Origin of the sequence: Caenimonas koreensis DSM 17982, assembly GCF_009646335.1 — a bacterium.
Classification (GTDB): Bacteria; Pseudomonadota; Gammaproteobacteria; order Burkholderiales; family Burkholderiaceae_C; genus Ramlibacter; species Ramlibacter koreensis.
The window spans coordinates 294579-309551 of sequence record NZ_WJBU01000005.1; the positions used below are offsets into that span (position 1 = coordinate 294579).

The following is a 14973-nucleotide window of genomic DNA, read 5'->3' on the forward strand; positions in this document are numbered from 1 at the left end:
ATCTAAAAAAACTGAGCTTGCCCCTATTTCACGTATCCCTTAACCGAGACAGTTCAGCGGACTGACCTTGCCCCCCCTTTCGCGGACACCTTCACTCTAGGAAGAAGGTGTTCCACAGGGCCAATCGCAAGACGCCCTATCCGGCATAGTTCGGGAACAGCTCGTCGAGCTGGCGCAAGTCGATCAACTCGACCCTAAACGGGCGGCCAGCGATCATGCAGTGTCACTGCATGGTCCTGGCCCCACAGCTTGATCTGCGCGGGCGTCCCTGCATGCGGCTCGTTCGCGCATGCGCCACGCACGTAGCCGAGCGCAACGCATGCGCCCGCGAGCGGGCTGTAGCCGACCGATGAAATCTCGCCAACGGGTTGGCCATTCATCATGATCGTCTCGCCGCCCCATGCGTACACATCGGGCGGCAACAGCAGCGTCACGAGCTTCTTGCGCAAGGGCTGGCCCTGGCTGGCGCGCAAGGCCTCGCGGCCGATGAAGGGCGCGGCCTTGTCGAGCTTCACGCTGAACGCAAGGCCTGCTTCCCACGGCGATTCATCCGGCCCGAGTTCAGCACCCCAGGCGCGCCGGCCCTGTTCGACACGCAGTGCGTCCAGCGCGTAGTAGCCCGCATCGCGCAGGCCCAGATCAGCGCCCGCTTCGCATAGCGCGAGGTACACATGCCGCGCCATCTCAACGGGCACATACAGCTCGAACCCCGGCCCGCCCACATAGCTCATGCGCGCAGCGCGCACGCGTGCGAGGCCCAAGTCGATCTCTTTCGTCCATGAAAACTTCAGGCCCTGTGGTGACAAGTCATCGGGGCTCACGCGTGCGAGCAACTCGCGCGCGTTCGGGCCCATCACGCCGAACACGCAGTACATCGGCGACACGTCAGTGAGGAAGGCGTGTTCGCCTGCAGTGATGTGGCGATGGATCCAGTCCGCATCACGCGTGGCCTGCGCAGAGCCGGTGATGATGAGGAAGCGGTCTGCCGCGAGCCGCATCACCGTTAGGTCGCTCTCGAGGCCGCCGCGCTCGTTGAGCATCGGCGTATAGACCATGCGGTTGAGTGCAACGTCCATCTCGTTCGCGCACAGGCGCTGCAGCACGGCCAGCGCATCGTTGCCTTGCAGCAGCAGTTTTGAAAACGAGGTCTGGTCGTAGATCGCAACGGCTTCGCGTGTGGCGCGTTGCTCTTCAATCATCCATGGCAACCAGCCAGGCGTGGCAAGTGTGTGGTCGGGTCGCGTCGCGCCTTCTGGCCGGAAGTAATTCGCTCGCTCCCAGCCGTTCTTGCTGCCGAACTCTGCGCCCTTGGCCGCAAGCAAGTCATAGAGCGGCGACGTGCGCAGTGGTCGCGCCGTCTCCAGCTCCTGCCGCGGCCAGCGCATCGCATAGTGCAGGCCCAGCGTCTCGCCGGTGCGCTCGGCCAGTGCCTTGCGATTGCCGGTGAATGGCGCAAAGCGGCGAATGTCCACTTCCCACACGTCGGTGCTCGGCTCGCCACCTGCAATCCATTCCGCCATCAGCCGCCCTGCGCCGCCGCTGTTCGCAATGCCTGCGGAATTGAAGCCTGCGCACACAAAATAATTGCGCAGCTCCGGCGCCTCGCCGAGGATAAAGTTGCCGTCGGGCGTGAAGCTCTCGGGGCCGTTGAGCAGCATCTTCACTTCCGCCGTCTGGAGGCAGGGTGTGCGATGCATCGCGTTGTTCATCAAAATCTCGAATTGGTCCCAGTCTTCGTCGAGCAACTGGAACTGGAAGCTGCCCGGTATCGGATCAACCTTCCACGGCTTGGCCTTCGGCTCGAAGCCGCCCATCACCAGCCCGCCCACTTCTTCCTTGTAGTAGATGAAGCCATCAGGGTCGCGCATCACGGGCAGCATCGGATGCACGCCGGGAATCTGCCCTGTGACGATGTAGAAATGCTCTGCTGAAAACAGCGGAACGTTCACGCCCGCCAGTGCGCCGAACTGCCGCGCCCACTGGCCGCCGCAGTTCACCACTGTTTCGCACTTCACGTCGCCCTGCGCCGTGCGCACACCGGTCACGCGGCCGTTCTCTGACAACACGCCCGTGACTTCAATGTCCTCGACGATCTTCACGCCGCGGTTGCGCGCACCCTTCGCAAGCGACATGCACAAGTCAGCCGGGTTTGCCTTGCCATCGCCGGGCAGCCACAGCGCACCTTGCAGATCGTCGATGCGAAGAATCGGGTACTTCTCCAGCGCCTCGGCAGGCGAAATCTCGTGGCACTCAACGCCGAAGGCGCGCGCCATCGCGAGCTGCTTGCGCAGCACCTGCATGCGCTCGGGCGTCTTCGCGACGTTCACGCTGCCGCATTGCTTCCATCCGGTCGCCAGCCCTGTTTCCGCTTCGAGCGTGGCATACAGCTCGATGCCGTATTTGCTCATCTGCGTCATCGAGCGGTTGGGCCGCATCTGCCCCACCAGGCCCGCCGCGTGCCACGTCGTGCCGCTGGTGAGCTTGCCCTGTTCGAGCAGCAGCACGTCGGTGATGCCCAGCTTGGCGAGGTGATACGCGACGGAGCAACCCGCGATGCCGCCGCCGACGATGACGATCCGTGCCTGGTTCACCGTCAGCATCGCGTGCCTCTTATGGTTTGGGTTGCTTCAGGGCAGCGAGCTCGGCCTGCGTGGCTGCGAGTTGCTGCATCATCGCGTCGATGCGGTAGTCGACGAAGTTGTCCCACACGTTCGGCGGAAACTGGAAGTAGCGCTTGAGCTCGATCTGCTCGCGTGCCAGGTAGTAGCGATTGACGGCGTCGAAGTAAACGAACTCGTAGCCGCGCTCCAGCAGCAGCGGCTCCCAGCCTGCGTAGTTGGGAATCGGCCTGCCCGGCAGCACGCTCTCGAGCATGATGAGCCAGGGGCGGTGCTTGTTCAGGTCGATGCCTTCGAGCACTGCTTTCTCCGCACCTTCCACGTCGATGCTGATGACATGAATCGGGCCCTGCGGGCGGTGCTTGGCTAGCACTTCATCGAGCGTGACCATCGGCACCGTGACGGATGTGGCGGGCACGCCCAGCGCCTGGAAGTCGCGCACCGTCTCGGCGGAAGTGGTTGCGTTCTGCGAGCGGCCTTCAAACTGGAAGAACGTCACGTTGCCGCTGGTGTTGCCCGCTGCCGCAGCAATGTAGATGTCGTTGCGGCGAAACCGCGCCCAGTCGGGCGCGCATTCGGGCAGCGGCTCGATCGCGATGCCGCGCCAGCCCCGCTTGTACAAACCGTAGGTGTTGCTGTCGATCACCGGGTAGTGCGCCCCGACATCGACGAAAAAGCCCTGGGCGATGTTGCCGAACACGCGGTTCAGGTAAACATCTTCGAAGTTGCGCGTGTACGAGACGAATGCCATGAATTTCAGTATATCGACGGTTGGCCAAATTACCCCATTCGCAGCGCCATCACGCCCGCCACGATCGTTGCCGTGCCGATGGCGCGGCGCACGTTGAAGGCCTCCTTGAGGAACACGACGCCAAGAAGCGCCGCGAACAGCACCGACGTTTCGCGCAGCGCGGCGATGGTGGCGACGGGCGCACGCGTCATCGCCCACAGTGCAATGCCGTAGGAGCCAAACGACGCGAGTGCCGCCATCGAGGCCACGGGCCACCTGGCTTTTGCATAGGGAATGGCGACGCGCGGACCACGTCGCATGAACACAAGAATCGCAAAGGGCCAGCCGTCGAGCACGAACAGCGTTGCGACATATTGCAGCGCGTGACCGCTGGCACGCACACCCAGCCCATCGACCACCGTGTAGAGCGCAATCACCACGGCATTGGCCAGCGCAAAACCAACCGCGCGGGGCGAATCGAGCGCGTGGCGCGACAAGCCCAGCGTGAGCACACCACAGCTCACGCCCAACACGCCCGCCCACGCGAGCGGCGACAGCGTTTCACCGAGCGTGAATGAGGCCGACAAAGCAACGAGCAGCGGCGCCGTGCCGCGCATCAGCGGATACGTCAGGCCGAGATCGCCGTGGTTGTAGGCACCGGTGAGGGCAATGTAGTACGCGATATGGATGGTGAGCGAGGCGATCACATACGGCCACGCCTCGGCGGGCGGCCAGCCGACAACCAGAACCAGCGGGATGGCAAGCACCGAGCCCGCGAGGTGAATCACCGCCGTATCGAGCGCCTTGTCACTGCTTGACTTGACGAGCGCGTTCCAGCTTGCGTGCAGCAACGCGCCAAACAACACCGCCCCGACAAGGGGCCAGGTCAGGGTCATGCGCCAGCCGGCGTGGATGACAGCGAGCAGCGCGCCGCCCGTTGCAGGAAGTGCGCAAGCGCCGGCGTCTGCAAACCCTGCACCTTGGCCATGTCGTCCCACACGCGCAGTTGCACGGCCCGCAACGCGCCCTCCTGGCCGATGAAGGACTGCGCCTGCCCTTCGGTGTAGATGCCGCCTTGCAATGCAAGCGAGCGCTTAGAGTCTTCGGACAATGCTGCGAAGTAGCCCGGCTGCACAGCGCACAGGTAGCGCTTGGCATCGACATGCAGCCGGATCGGGTCGATCACGTTCGCGCCGAACTGCCCGCGCAGGAATGGCAGCGCACGGTATTGATGGATGTCGTCGATGCCCTGCATCGAAGGCGTGCCGCCCAGGTCGTGCAGCAGGTGCCCCAGGTCATGAAGAAGCGCCGCGGTCACCAGCGCGTCGTCGGCACCGGCGTCCTCGGCCAGCTTGGCGCTTTGCAATGCGTGTTCGAGTTGTGTCACGTCTTCGCCGCTGTAGCGTTCACCGCCGCGCTGCGCAAAGAGCTGTTCAATGTCGTGAAGGGTCAGTGCCACGGCAGCGCGTCCCAGGAGCTCACTGCCAGGGCAGCGAATAGGTCTTCAGATTGGTAAAACTCTTCATCGCCTCCTGCACGCCTTCCTTGTAGCCCAGGCCGGAGTCCTTGATGCCACCGAACGGCGTGAGCTCCAGCCGGTAGCCCGGCACCTCGCGCACATTCACGGAGCCGACATGCAGATCGGCAACGAAGCGGGTAATGTAGTCGAGCCGATTGGTGCACACCGCGCTCGACAAACCGTACGCCGTGCCATTCGAAATCGCGATGGCTTCGTCGATGTTGCGAAACGTGATGATCGGCGAGACGGGCCCGAAGGTCTCTTCGCGCACGAGCGTCGTCTCAGGGCGCACGCTGGCCAGCACGGTGGGCGAATACAACGCGCCGCTGCGTTGATTGCCTGCGAGCAATTTGGCACCCTGTGACACCGCTTCATTGACGCGCGATTCGAACAGCTTCGCAGCTTCTTCGTCAATCACCGTGCCCATGTCACTGGACTTGTCTTGCGGGTCGCCGAATTTCCAGGCGCGCGTTTTGTCCACCACCAAGTCGGTAAAGCGTTGTGCCACGGCTTCATGCACCAGCATGCGCTTGATGGCTGTGCAGCGCTGGCCCGAATTTTTGTACGAGCCTTGCACGGCGAGGCTCGAGGCTTCGTCGAGATCGGCGTCTTCCATCACGATGATCGGGTCGTTGCCACCCAGCTCCAGGACCACGCGGCGGTAGCCTGCCTTGGAGGCGATGTACTTGCCGATGGAAACGCCGCCGGTGAAGGTCACCAGATCGACGTGCTCGTTGGTGATGAGTTCATCGGCGATCTCGCGTGGATCGCCCGTGACAACGCTCAGCATCTCGGGCGGCAGGCCCGCTTCATAAAGCAGGTCGGCGAAGTAGATAGCAGAAAACGGCACCTTTTCCGACGGCTTGAGCACCATGCGGTTGTTCGTCGCGATGCTGGGCACCACCTTGTGCGCCACCTGGTTCATGGGGTGGTTGAACGGCGTGATGGCGCTGATCACACCCAGCAGCGGCGAGCGCTGCGTGTACACGCGCCGCTTCTTGCCGTGCGGCGTGAGGTCGCAGCTGAAGATCTGGCCGTCGTCCTTCAATGCTTCCGTCGCGCCAAAGAGCAGCACGTCGCTCACGCGGCCGGCTTCATACAGCGAATCTTTCAGGCACAGGCCTGACTCGGCGGTGATGAGCTGCGAGATGTCGCCAAGCCGCTCGCGGATCAGCGCCGCAGCCTTGTTCAGGATGGCAGCGCGTTCGTAGCGTGTGAGCGTCGGCTTGTACGCATGCGCTGTGGCAAACGCCCCGCGCACTTCTTCGAGCGTTGCCTTTGGCACCGTGCCGATACGCTCGCTCGTGTACGGGTTGAACACTTCGATGACGCGATCGCGCCCTGCTCCCACCTTCTGCCCCGCAATGCGCATTGCATCGAGCTGATGCTCGCGAATGAACTCACTGCGCATAGTTCAGCGCCAGGTCAAAGGCGTCGAAGTTGCGAAAGCGCCGCGTCATGTCCAGGCCCGGCAACTTGCGATTGAGGATCAATGGCACACGCTGCTCGCTCACGCCGCCGTGCGAGCGCAGCGGTGCATCCAGCCCTGACAGATCGTGGCGACTCGCGGCGGTGCCAATCACAGTGAAGCGCTCTGATACGCACACGACATCGCCAATGCGATCAGCCGGCAATTCGAAATGCGCGGCGGCCTCCTCGCGGCTGTACACGGCTTCCATGCCCTTGATCTTTTTCATGCTGGCGATCACAGCGCCCACATCAGAGCCAGCAGGCAAATACGCAGTGGCGAAAGAGCCCAGTGCGCCGTGGTGCACCACGTACGGATCGGTGATCGGCAAGATCACACGTGCCACACCAGCGCCCAGCTGCGCGTCGAACCAGTCCTGCAGGTAGATCACATCGGGCTGGCCATCCATCGCAACCTTTGCGTTCATGCCGTGGTCGGCTGTAAGCGCGATCACGCAGCCCAGCTCGTCGAGCTGCGACAGGTAGCCGTCCATCATCGAATAAAACGCGTTCGCGCCTTCAGTGCCCGGTGCGTGCTTGTGCTGCACGTAGTCGGTGGTGGAGAGATACATCACATCAGGCCGCTCGCGCTGCATCAGCTTCACGCCTGCGGCAAACACGAATTCAGACAACGCCGCGCTGTACACATCTGGCACGGGCAAGCCGACGATGGACAGCACATCGGCAATGCCGTTTTCTTCCATCGACACATCGTTCGATTTCTCCGACGAAAAGCAGATGCCTTTCATCTTGTGGCCGAGCAGCCGGCGCAGCTTGTCTTTCGCCGTGATCACGCACACTTTCTTGCCGGCATCGGCCAGTGCGGCGAGCAGCGTGGGCGCGCGCAGCCACTTCGGGTCGTTCATCATCACTTCCGTGCCGCTTGCCACGTCGAACAGGTAGTTGCCGCAGATGCCATGCACCGAAGGCGGCGCACCCGTCACGATCGACAGGTTGTTCGGATTGGTGAAGGTGGGCACGACACAGTCGGCAACGATGCCTGTGCCTTCGGCTAGCGCGCGCTTGAGCCACGGCATGTGGCCCGTGGCAACGGCTTGCGCCAGATAGTCGGGCTCGCAGCCATCGACACAGACCACGACCGTGGGCCGTGTGGGCAGCTTGTAGCTGCGGTGGTTAACGTTCAGCATGTTCGGCTTTCGCATGTTTGGAGGCGGCGCCCTCAGTGGCCCTCGCCTGGCGGCGCAGATCGTTGTCGATCGTGCGCTCCTTGCTGTCCATGGCGTGATCAAACATCGCGCGGCCAGCGGCGTCCTGGTCACCCGACGCGATGGCCTTGAGGATCTGCCGGTGCTCGTTCGCAGAGATCGGCAGCAGCCAGCCATCGGCCAGGTTCAACCGGCGAAAGAGCGACAGCTCTTTGATCAGCTTGCGGTAGATCGCCGTGAGCTTGCTGTTGCCCGCCATCTCGACCAGCCGGTCATGGAACTTCAGGTTCAGCAAGTGGTAGTTGTAGGCATCTTCAGCCTTGACGGCCTTTTCCATAGCATCGACCAGCGCGCGGATTTCCTTCAACTGCGCAGGCGTGATGTTCGCGGCGAGCTTGCGGCCGACCAGTTCATCCATCGACGCGCGCAGGTCGAAAATCTCCACCGCTTCATCAATCGGGATATCGCGCACGAACACGCCGCGATTTTTTTCGGTACGCACCAGGCCTGCTTCGTCGAGCATGCGAAATGCCTCGCGCACCGGCCCGCGCGAGACGCCCAGCTTTTGCGCCAGGTCGGCCTCAGTCAGTTTGCTGCCCGGCGCGTATTCGCCTTGCAGGATGGCGCGCTCGATCTCCTGCTGCACCACGGTAGTGAGCGAGCTGCTTTGAAGCAGTGCGATCGTGGGGTGAGGAACGGCGTTCATGCTCGCAATTAGAGCAGCAAATGCCAGATTGTCAACAATCTGCAAAAAACAATTGACATGAACGGTAGCTCAGCGTCAAATGATTTTCGAAGAGCCAAAGACGGGCGCGGACTACACGGGCGGGATGTTCAAGGCCCGTTGTCACAGCGCTGTCACCCGGGTACCGCAATCTCGAAACCTTTTGTCCTTGAGGAGTCATCAGCATGCGCATGAGTCTTGTACCGAAATCCGTGGTCCCGAAAATTCTTCTTGGCCTGAGCCTGGTGGCCAGCGCCGGCTTTGCCTTCGCGCAGAAGACGCAGCTGCTGGTTTACACGGCACTCGAAACCGACCAGATCAAGGCCTACCAGGAAGGCTTCAACAAAACCAACCCCGACATTGAAATCAAGTGGGTGCGTGATTCGACGGGCGTCATCACCGCCAAGCTGCTGGCCGAGAAGAACAATCCGCAGGCCGACGTGGTGATGGGCGTGGCAGCGTCCAGCCTTGCGCTGCTCGACAAGAACGGCATGCTCGAGCCCTATGCGCCGCTGAACCTCGACGCGATCATGAGCCAGTACCGCGACAAGCGGAAGGTGCCCGCCTGGTGGGGCATGGACGTGTGGGGCGCGACGGTGTGCTTCAACACGGTGGAAGCGGGCAAGAAGAACCTGCCCAAGCCCGAGACGTGGAAAGACCTCACCAAGCCGATCTACAAGGGCCAGATCGTGATGCCCAACCCGGCATCGAGCGGCACGGGCTACTTCGATGTGACGGCGTGGCTCACCCTGTTCGGTGACGACAAGGGCAAGGGCGGCGGCTGGAAGTTCATGGACGCGCTGCACGAGAACATTGCGCAGTACACGCACTCAGGCTCCAAGCCCTGCAACATGGCGTCGTCCGGTGAATACGTGATGGGCATCTCGTTCGAATACCGCGGCAACAGCAACAAGGCCAAGGGCGCACCGATTGATCTCGTGTTCCCGAAGGAAGGCCTCGGCTGGGACCTCGAAGCGTTCGCGATCCACAAGGGCACCAAGAAACTTGACGCTGCGAAGAAGCTCGCCGACTGGGCATCGAGCAAAGACGCGATGCTGCTGTACGGCAAGAACTTCGCCATCACCGCGCAACCGGGCGTCGCGCCGCCGCTGGCCAACGTGCCGAAGGACTACGAGCAGCGCCTGGTCAAGATGGACTTCATCTGGGCAGCTGACAACCGTGAGCGCATCCTTGCCGAATGGATGAAGCGCTACGACTCCAAGAGCGAAGCAAGGAAGTAAACCACTGTCATTGCGGGCCTGACCCGCAATCCAGTGGTGCGCCTGCAAAGCCGCTGCCGCTGGATGCCGGTTCGAGCCCGGCATGACATCCTCTGGGTAGCCGCTTGACTGAAGACTTGTTTCTCGACCTGCGCCACGTCCGCAAGGAGTTCGGCGCGTTCACGGCCTTGCGCGACATCGACCTGGCCATCCGCAAGGGCGAATTCGTCTGCTTCCTCGGGCCTTCGGGCTGCGGCAAGACCACGCTGCTGCGCATCATCGCGGGGCTGGAGGTGCAGACCTCCGGCGAGGTGTGGCAAGGCGGCGTGGACATCTCGCGCCTGCCGCCCGCGCAGCGTGACTACGGCATCGTCTTCCAGAGCTACGCGCTCTTTCCAAATCTCACTGTGGCGGACAACGTGGCCTACGGCCTCGTCAATCGCAAGACGCCACGCGCAGAGATTGCCAGGCGCGTGAGCGAGCTCGTCAAGCTCGTCGGCCTGCCCGGCAGCGAAGGCAAATATCCTGCGCAGTTGTCGGGCGGCCAGCAGCAGCGCATTGCCCTCGCGCGTGCACTCGCCACGTCGCCAAGCCTGCTGCTGCTCGATGAGCCGTTGTCTGCACTCGATGCGCTGGAGCGCGTGCGGTTGCGCCAGGAAATCCGGGCGCTGCAACAGAAGGTGGGCGTGACCACCATCATGGTCACGCACGACCAGGAAGAAGCGTTGTCGGTGGCTGATCGTATCGTCGTCATGAATCACGGCGCTATCGAGCAGGTCGGCACGCCGATGGAGATCTATCGCGAGCCCGCCTCGCCTTTCGTTGCGGACTTTGTCGGCAAGGTCAACACCATTGCTGTGCGTGTGCGCTCGGGCGCCATGCACTTCGGCACGCTGAGCTTGCCGTGCGACGGCCCTGATCGTGATGCGCGCATCTACCTGCGGCCCGAAGACGTGCTGGCGCGCCCAATCAACGAGGGCGATGCGCATGTGTTCGACGCGCGCATCGAGAAGATCGAGTTCCTCGGCTCGTACTGCCACGTGAAAGTGGCCGCGCCCGCGCTGGACGCCAACACGCTCACGGTGTACCTGTCGCTCAATTTCCTCTCCGAGCAATCGCTGGAGGTCGGCTCACCGCTGAAGCTCAAGCTGCTGCCCGAGCGCATCAAGGTGTTCTGATGGCAGCGGTGTTACCTGCAGCTGCCGCGCAGCCCGTGAAGCAATCCGCGCACTGGACCGACCGCATAGCTCATATCGCGCTGCTCCTCGTCGCGCTCGCGCTCACGGCCTTCCTTGCGCTGCCGCTGCTGTCCATCCTTATGCAGGCCCTGCAGGACAAGAGCGGCGACTTCGCAGGCCTTGCGAACTTCATTGAATACGCGCAGACACCGGCGCTGCTCACCAGCCTGTGGAACAGCATCTGGGTGTCGGCCATGGTGACGGTGATTGCCGTGCCGCTGGCCTTTGGCTTCGCCTATGCGCTCACGCGCTCACGCATGCCGTTCAAGCCACTGTTTCGCGGCATCACGCTCATTCCGTTATTGGCACCTTCGCTGCTGTCGGCTATTTCGCTGATCTACTGGTTCGGCAACCAGGGCGTGTTCAAGAGCTGGATGGCGGCGTTGGGCTGGAACGAGATCTATGGCGCGCCAGGCATCGTCATCGCGGAGTGTTTCGCGGTGTTTCCGCATGCGCTGATGATCTTGATCACGGCGCTGAGCCTGTCGGATGCGCGCTTGTATGAAGCAGCCGACGCAATGGGAACGAGCGCGTCGCGCAAGTTCTTCACGATCACCTTGCCCGGCGCAAAGTACGGCTTGATCTCTGCGGCGCTCGTCACCTTCACACTGGTCATTACGGACTTCGGCATACCGAAGGTGATTGGCGGCAGCTTCAATGTGCTGGCAACGGATGTGTTCAAGCTCGTCATTGGCCAGCAAGACTTTGCCAAGGGCGCTGTCGTCGCGATCCTGCTGCTGGCGCCCGCCGTGATCACGTTCGGTGTCGACAGCTACGTGAGCCGCCGCCAGACGGCCATGCTCACAGCACGAGCGATTCCATATCGCCCCAAGCGCAATGCAAAGTACGACGCGGTGATGACGCTCTATTGCTGCCTCGTCGCATTCCTGATGCTGGCGATGCTGGGCATGGCCGTGTTTGCTTCATTCGCGAGCTTTTGGCCCTACAACCTGTCGCCGAGCCTGCGGCACTATGTGATGGGCCTGGTCGATGCGGAAGTCGGCGTTGGCTTTCTCAACAGCTTGAAGATGGCGGCGGGCACTGCCTTCTTTGGCACGGCGCTGGTTTTCACGGGCGCCTACCTGCTGGAAAAAACCAAGGGCATGGCGGGCCTGCGCTCCATCGTGAAGATGCTCGCCATGCTGCCCATGGCCGTGCCCGGCCTGGTGCTGGGCCTGGGCTACATCTTCTTCTTCAACGAGCCGCGCAATCCGCTCAATGGCCTGTATCACACCGTAGCCCTGCTCACGCTCTGCACGATCGTCCACTTCTATACAACGGGCCACCTCACAGCGGTAACGGCGCTGAAGTCGCTCGACGGCGAATTCGAAGCGGTGAGTGCGTCGTTGAAAGTGCCGTTCTTCAAGACGTTCTGGCGCGTGACGCTGCCGATCTGCACGCCCGCGCTGGTGGACATTGCGCGCTACTTCTTCATCAATGCAATGACGACGATTTCCGCCGTCGTGTTCCTGTATTCGCCCGAAACAAAGGTGGCGTCGATCGCGATCCTGAATCTTGATGAAGCCGGCGAGATCGGCGCGGCCGCAGCCATGGCGGTGCTGATCGCCGTTGCATCGAGCATCGCCATGCTGTTCTTCATGGCGCTGGCGTGGTGGGTCAACCGCCGCACGCAGGCCTGGCGAGGCACCGATAAATAGCGCTGAAGAGACAAGAGACAACCGAAGAGACAACCGAAGAGACAAATCCATGGACCGCGACAAGATCCTCCTGACCCCCGGGCCACTGACCACGACACTGCGCACCAAGCTCGCCATGCTGCGCGACTGGGGCTCGTGGGACAGCGACTTCAATGCCGTCACGGCGAAGCTGCGGGCCAGCCTGCTCAAAGTCGTTCATGGCGACGAGACGCATGTCGTCGTGCCGTTACAAGGCAGCGGCACGTTCAGCGTAGAGGCGGCAGTGGCAACCGTGGTGCCGCGCGATGGCCATGTGCTCGTGCTCGACAACGGCGCTTACTGCAAGCGCGCCGCGCGCCTCACATCGTTGATGGGCCGCAACTGTACGCTGATGCCGTTCGATGAAGCCGCACAAGTCTCGCCCGCTGCGCTTGAGGACAAGCTGAAGGCCGACGCCAGCATCACGCACGTCGTGCTGATTCATTGCGAAACGGGTGCCGGTGTGTGGAACCCGCTTGAAGCGGTGGCCGAAGTCTGCGCGCGCTACGACAAGGGCCTGATCGTCGATGCGATGAGTTCATTCGGCGCGCTGCCCATTGATGCGCGTGAGGTTCGCTTCGACGCTTTGATCGCCGCCAGCGGCAAGTGCCTGGAAGGCGTGCCGGGCATGGGCTTCGTGTTCCTGCGCAAGGCGATCCTCGATGGACGTGCGGGCAACAGCCAGTCGCTCGCGATGGACCTGCACGACCAGTACACGTACATGGAAAAGACGGGCCAGTGGCGCTTCACGCCGCCCACGCACGTGGTGGTGGCGCTGGCCGAAGCCGTGGCGCAGTTCGAGGAAGAAGGCGGCCAGCCTGCGCGCCTGGCGCGCTACACCAGCAATTACCACACGTTGATCGACGGCATGGCACGGCTGGGCTTCATGCCGTTTCTGGACCCGTCGATCCAGGCGCCGATCATCGTTACCTTCAACGCGCCCGGCGATGCGCGCTACGACTTCAAGACGTTCTACAACGCGGCGCGGCAACGCGGCTTCATCCTGTACCCGGGCAAGCTCACACAGGTCGAGACATTTCGCGTAGGCTGCATCGGTGCGATCGGCCCCAATGAAATGGAACAGGCCGTGAACGCAGTGGCGCTGGCGCTGGAAGACATGGGCATAGCTTCGGGCGAGCCGGCGATCTGATCGCTCAAGCACCATCACGCACCTGCAGGAGACACACAAGATGGCAACCAAAGTCCACCCCGCACTCGCCGCCATCCGCAAGCGCGGCGCCAGCAAAGTCAAGGTAGCGTGCAGCGACATCGATGGTGTGCTGCGCGGCAAGTACCTGCACAAAGACAAGTTCGAAGGCGCGGCCGACAACGGCTTCGGCTTTTGCGACGTGGTGTTCGGCTGGGACTCGTCGGACCAGTGCTACGACAACACACAGGTCACCGGCTGGCAGCATGGATTTCCCGATGCACTCGCCCGGCTCGACCTGAACACCCACCGCAATGTGCCGTGGGACGGCGGCGTTGACTTCTTCCTGGGCGAATTCGTCAACGCGGATGGATCGCCCTACCCGGTGTGCCCGCGCCAGACTTTGAAGCGCGTGTTGAAGCGCGCTGAAAAGCTCGGCTTCCAGGTGTTCACCGGCATGGAATACGAGTGGTTCAACTTTCTGGAAACACCGCAGAGCTGGGCCGCGAAAGAAGGCGTGAACCCCCAGACGCTGACGCCCGGCATGTTCGGCTATTCGCTCTTGCGCGTGAACCAGAACCGCGAGTTCTTCAATGCGCTGATGGACGAGATGCTGGCCTTCCGCGTGCCCATCGAAGGCCTGCACACCGAAACGGGGCCGGGCGTTTACGAAGCGGCGCTCGGCTTTTCAGAAGCGCTGGAACAGGCTGACCGCGCCGTGCTGTTCAAGACGGGCGCGAAGGAGATCGGCTCGCGCTTCGGCATCATGCCCAGCTTCATGGCGAAGTGGAATGCGAAGCTGCCCGGCTGCAGCGGCCACATCCATCAAAGCCTGTCCGACGGCAAGACCAACCAGTTCTACGACGCGAAGAGCCCGCGCAAGATGAGCAAGCTCTTCGAGAGCTATCTGGCCGGGCAAGTGCTGTGCCTGATGGAATTCGCGCCGATGTTCTGGCCGACCATCAACAGCTACAAGCGCCTGGTCGATGGCTTCTGGGCGCCCGTGAAGCCGACATGGGGCATCGACAACCGCACGGCGAGTTTCCGCGTGATCACGGGCGGCGTGAAATCGACGCGGCTTGAAACGCGCTGCCCGGGCGCCGACGTGAATCCGTATCTCGCGATGGCCGCTTTGATTGCGGCGGGTATCTACGGCGTTGAGAAGGGCTTGAAGCTCACCGCACCGCCGATCACCGGCACAAACCAGGGCGCTGAACACATTCCACGCGCGCCACGCACGCTGCATGAAACCAACCAGATCTTCCAGCGCTCGAAGATCGCGCGCGAGATGCTGGGTGACACGTTTGTCGATCACTACGCTGCGACGCGTGACTGGGAGTACAGGCAGTGGCTGGATGGCGTGACCGATTGGGAATTGAAGCGCTATCTAGAAATCATATGAACGGGTTGGCCCACCCCCGAAGCGCCTGCGGCGCCTCCCCCTCAAGGGGGCGCAGCCACTGGCCCG

General features: G+C 62.5%; 12 protein-coding genes. 5 read left to right on the plus strand and 7 right to left on the minus strand.

The genetic code is table 11. The features are described 5' to 3' along the window. Nucleotides 1-194: 194 nt before the first annotated feature. From GHT07_RS06655 to GHT07_RS06685, 7 genes are read right to left on the minus strand one after another with little or no spacing between them, the layout of a single operon-like run. Nucleotides 195-2600, minus strand: a complete 2406-nt coding sequence (locus GHT07_RS06655; RefSeq protein WP_153584270.1) for a GcvT family protein — start codon at nt 2598-2600, stop codon at nt 195-197. Between the two features lie 10 nt (nt 2601-2610). Continuing rightward, nucleotides 2611-3369 carry an FkbM family methyltransferase gene (locus tag GHT07_RS06660; protein ID WP_153584271.1) on the minus strand — a complete coding sequence of 253 codons (759 nt, stop codon included), beginning with the start codon at nt 3367-3369 and terminating at the stop codon, nt 2611-2613. Between the two features lie 29 nt (nt 3370-3398). Beyond that, nucleotides 3399-4244, minus strand: coding sequence for a DMT family transporter (locus tag GHT07_RS06665; protein WP_153584272.1), 846 nt, complete (start codon nt 4242-4244; stop codon nt 3399-3401). Then, the gene (locus tag GHT07_RS06670; protein ID WP_323740824.1) at nt 4241-4807 is read right to left on the minus strand and encodes a phosphonate degradation HD-domain oxygenase; all 567 of its coding nucleotides are present in this window, start codon (nt 4805-4807) and stop codon (nt 4241-4243) included. Before GHT07_RS06670 ends, GHT07_RS06665 begins: the two co-directional genes overlap by 4 nt. Before the next feature lie 19 nt (nt 4808-4826). Then, a complete protein-coding gene (gene phnY, locus GHT07_RS06675; RefSeq protein WP_153584274.1) occupies nt 4827-6278 on the minus strand; it encodes a phosphonoacetaldehyde dehydrogenase in 1452 nt (483 codons plus the stop codon). Beyond that, on the minus strand, nt 6268-7482 hold the full coding sequence (phnA, locus tag GHT07_RS06680) for a phosphonoacetate hydrolase (protein ID WP_228488209.1): 1215 nt from the start codon (nt 7480-7482) through the stop codon (nt 6268-6270). The genes phnY and phnA overlap by 11 nt, the downstream gene beginning before the upstream one ends. Beyond that, complete coding sequence (locus GHT07_RS06685) at nt 7469-8206, minus strand: phosphonate utilization associated transcriptional regulator (protein WP_153584276.1); 738 nt, start codon at nt 8204-8206, stop codon at nt 7469-7471. Before GHT07_RS06685 ends, phnA begins: the two co-directional genes overlap by 14 nt. 209 nt (nt 8207-8415) lie before the next feature. On the opposite strand from GHT07_RS06685, the gene GHT07_RS06690 reads away from it, so the two are divergent. From GHT07_RS06690 to GHT07_RS06710, 5 genes are all read left to right on the plus strand, one after another. Then, entirely contained in the window at nt 8416-9465 is a 1050-nt protein-coding gene (locus GHT07_RS06690; protein ID WP_407646595.1) for a putative 2-aminoethylphosphonate ABC transporter substrate-binding protein, read from the plus strand. 104 nt (nt 9466-9569) lie between these two features. Beyond that, on the plus strand, nt 9570-10622 hold the full coding sequence (locus GHT07_RS06695; protein ID WP_153584278.1) for a putative 2-aminoethylphosphonate ABC transporter ATP-binding protein: 1053 nt from the start codon (nt 9570-9572) through the stop codon (nt 10620-10622). Next, complete coding sequence (locus tag GHT07_RS06700) at nt 10622-12340, plus strand: putative 2-aminoethylphosphonate ABC transporter permease subunit (RefSeq protein WP_153584279.1); 1719 nt, start codon at nt 10622-10624, stop codon at nt 12338-12340. The genes GHT07_RS06695 and GHT07_RS06700 overlap by 1 nt, the downstream gene beginning before the upstream one ends. Nucleotides 12341-12389: 49 nt before the next feature. Beyond that, on the plus strand, nt 12390-13508 hold the full coding sequence (locus GHT07_RS06705) for a 2-aminoethylphosphonate--pyruvate transaminase (RefSeq protein ID WP_153584280.1): 1119 nt from the start codon (nt 12390-12392) through the stop codon (nt 13506-13508). A gap of 40 nt (nt 13509-13548) precedes the next feature. Then, nucleotides 13549-14907, plus strand: coding sequence for a glutamine synthetase family protein (locus GHT07_RS06710; protein ID WP_153584281.1), 1359 nt, complete (start codon nt 13549-13551; stop codon nt 14905-14907). Nucleotides 14908-14973: the final 66 nt, after the last annotated feature.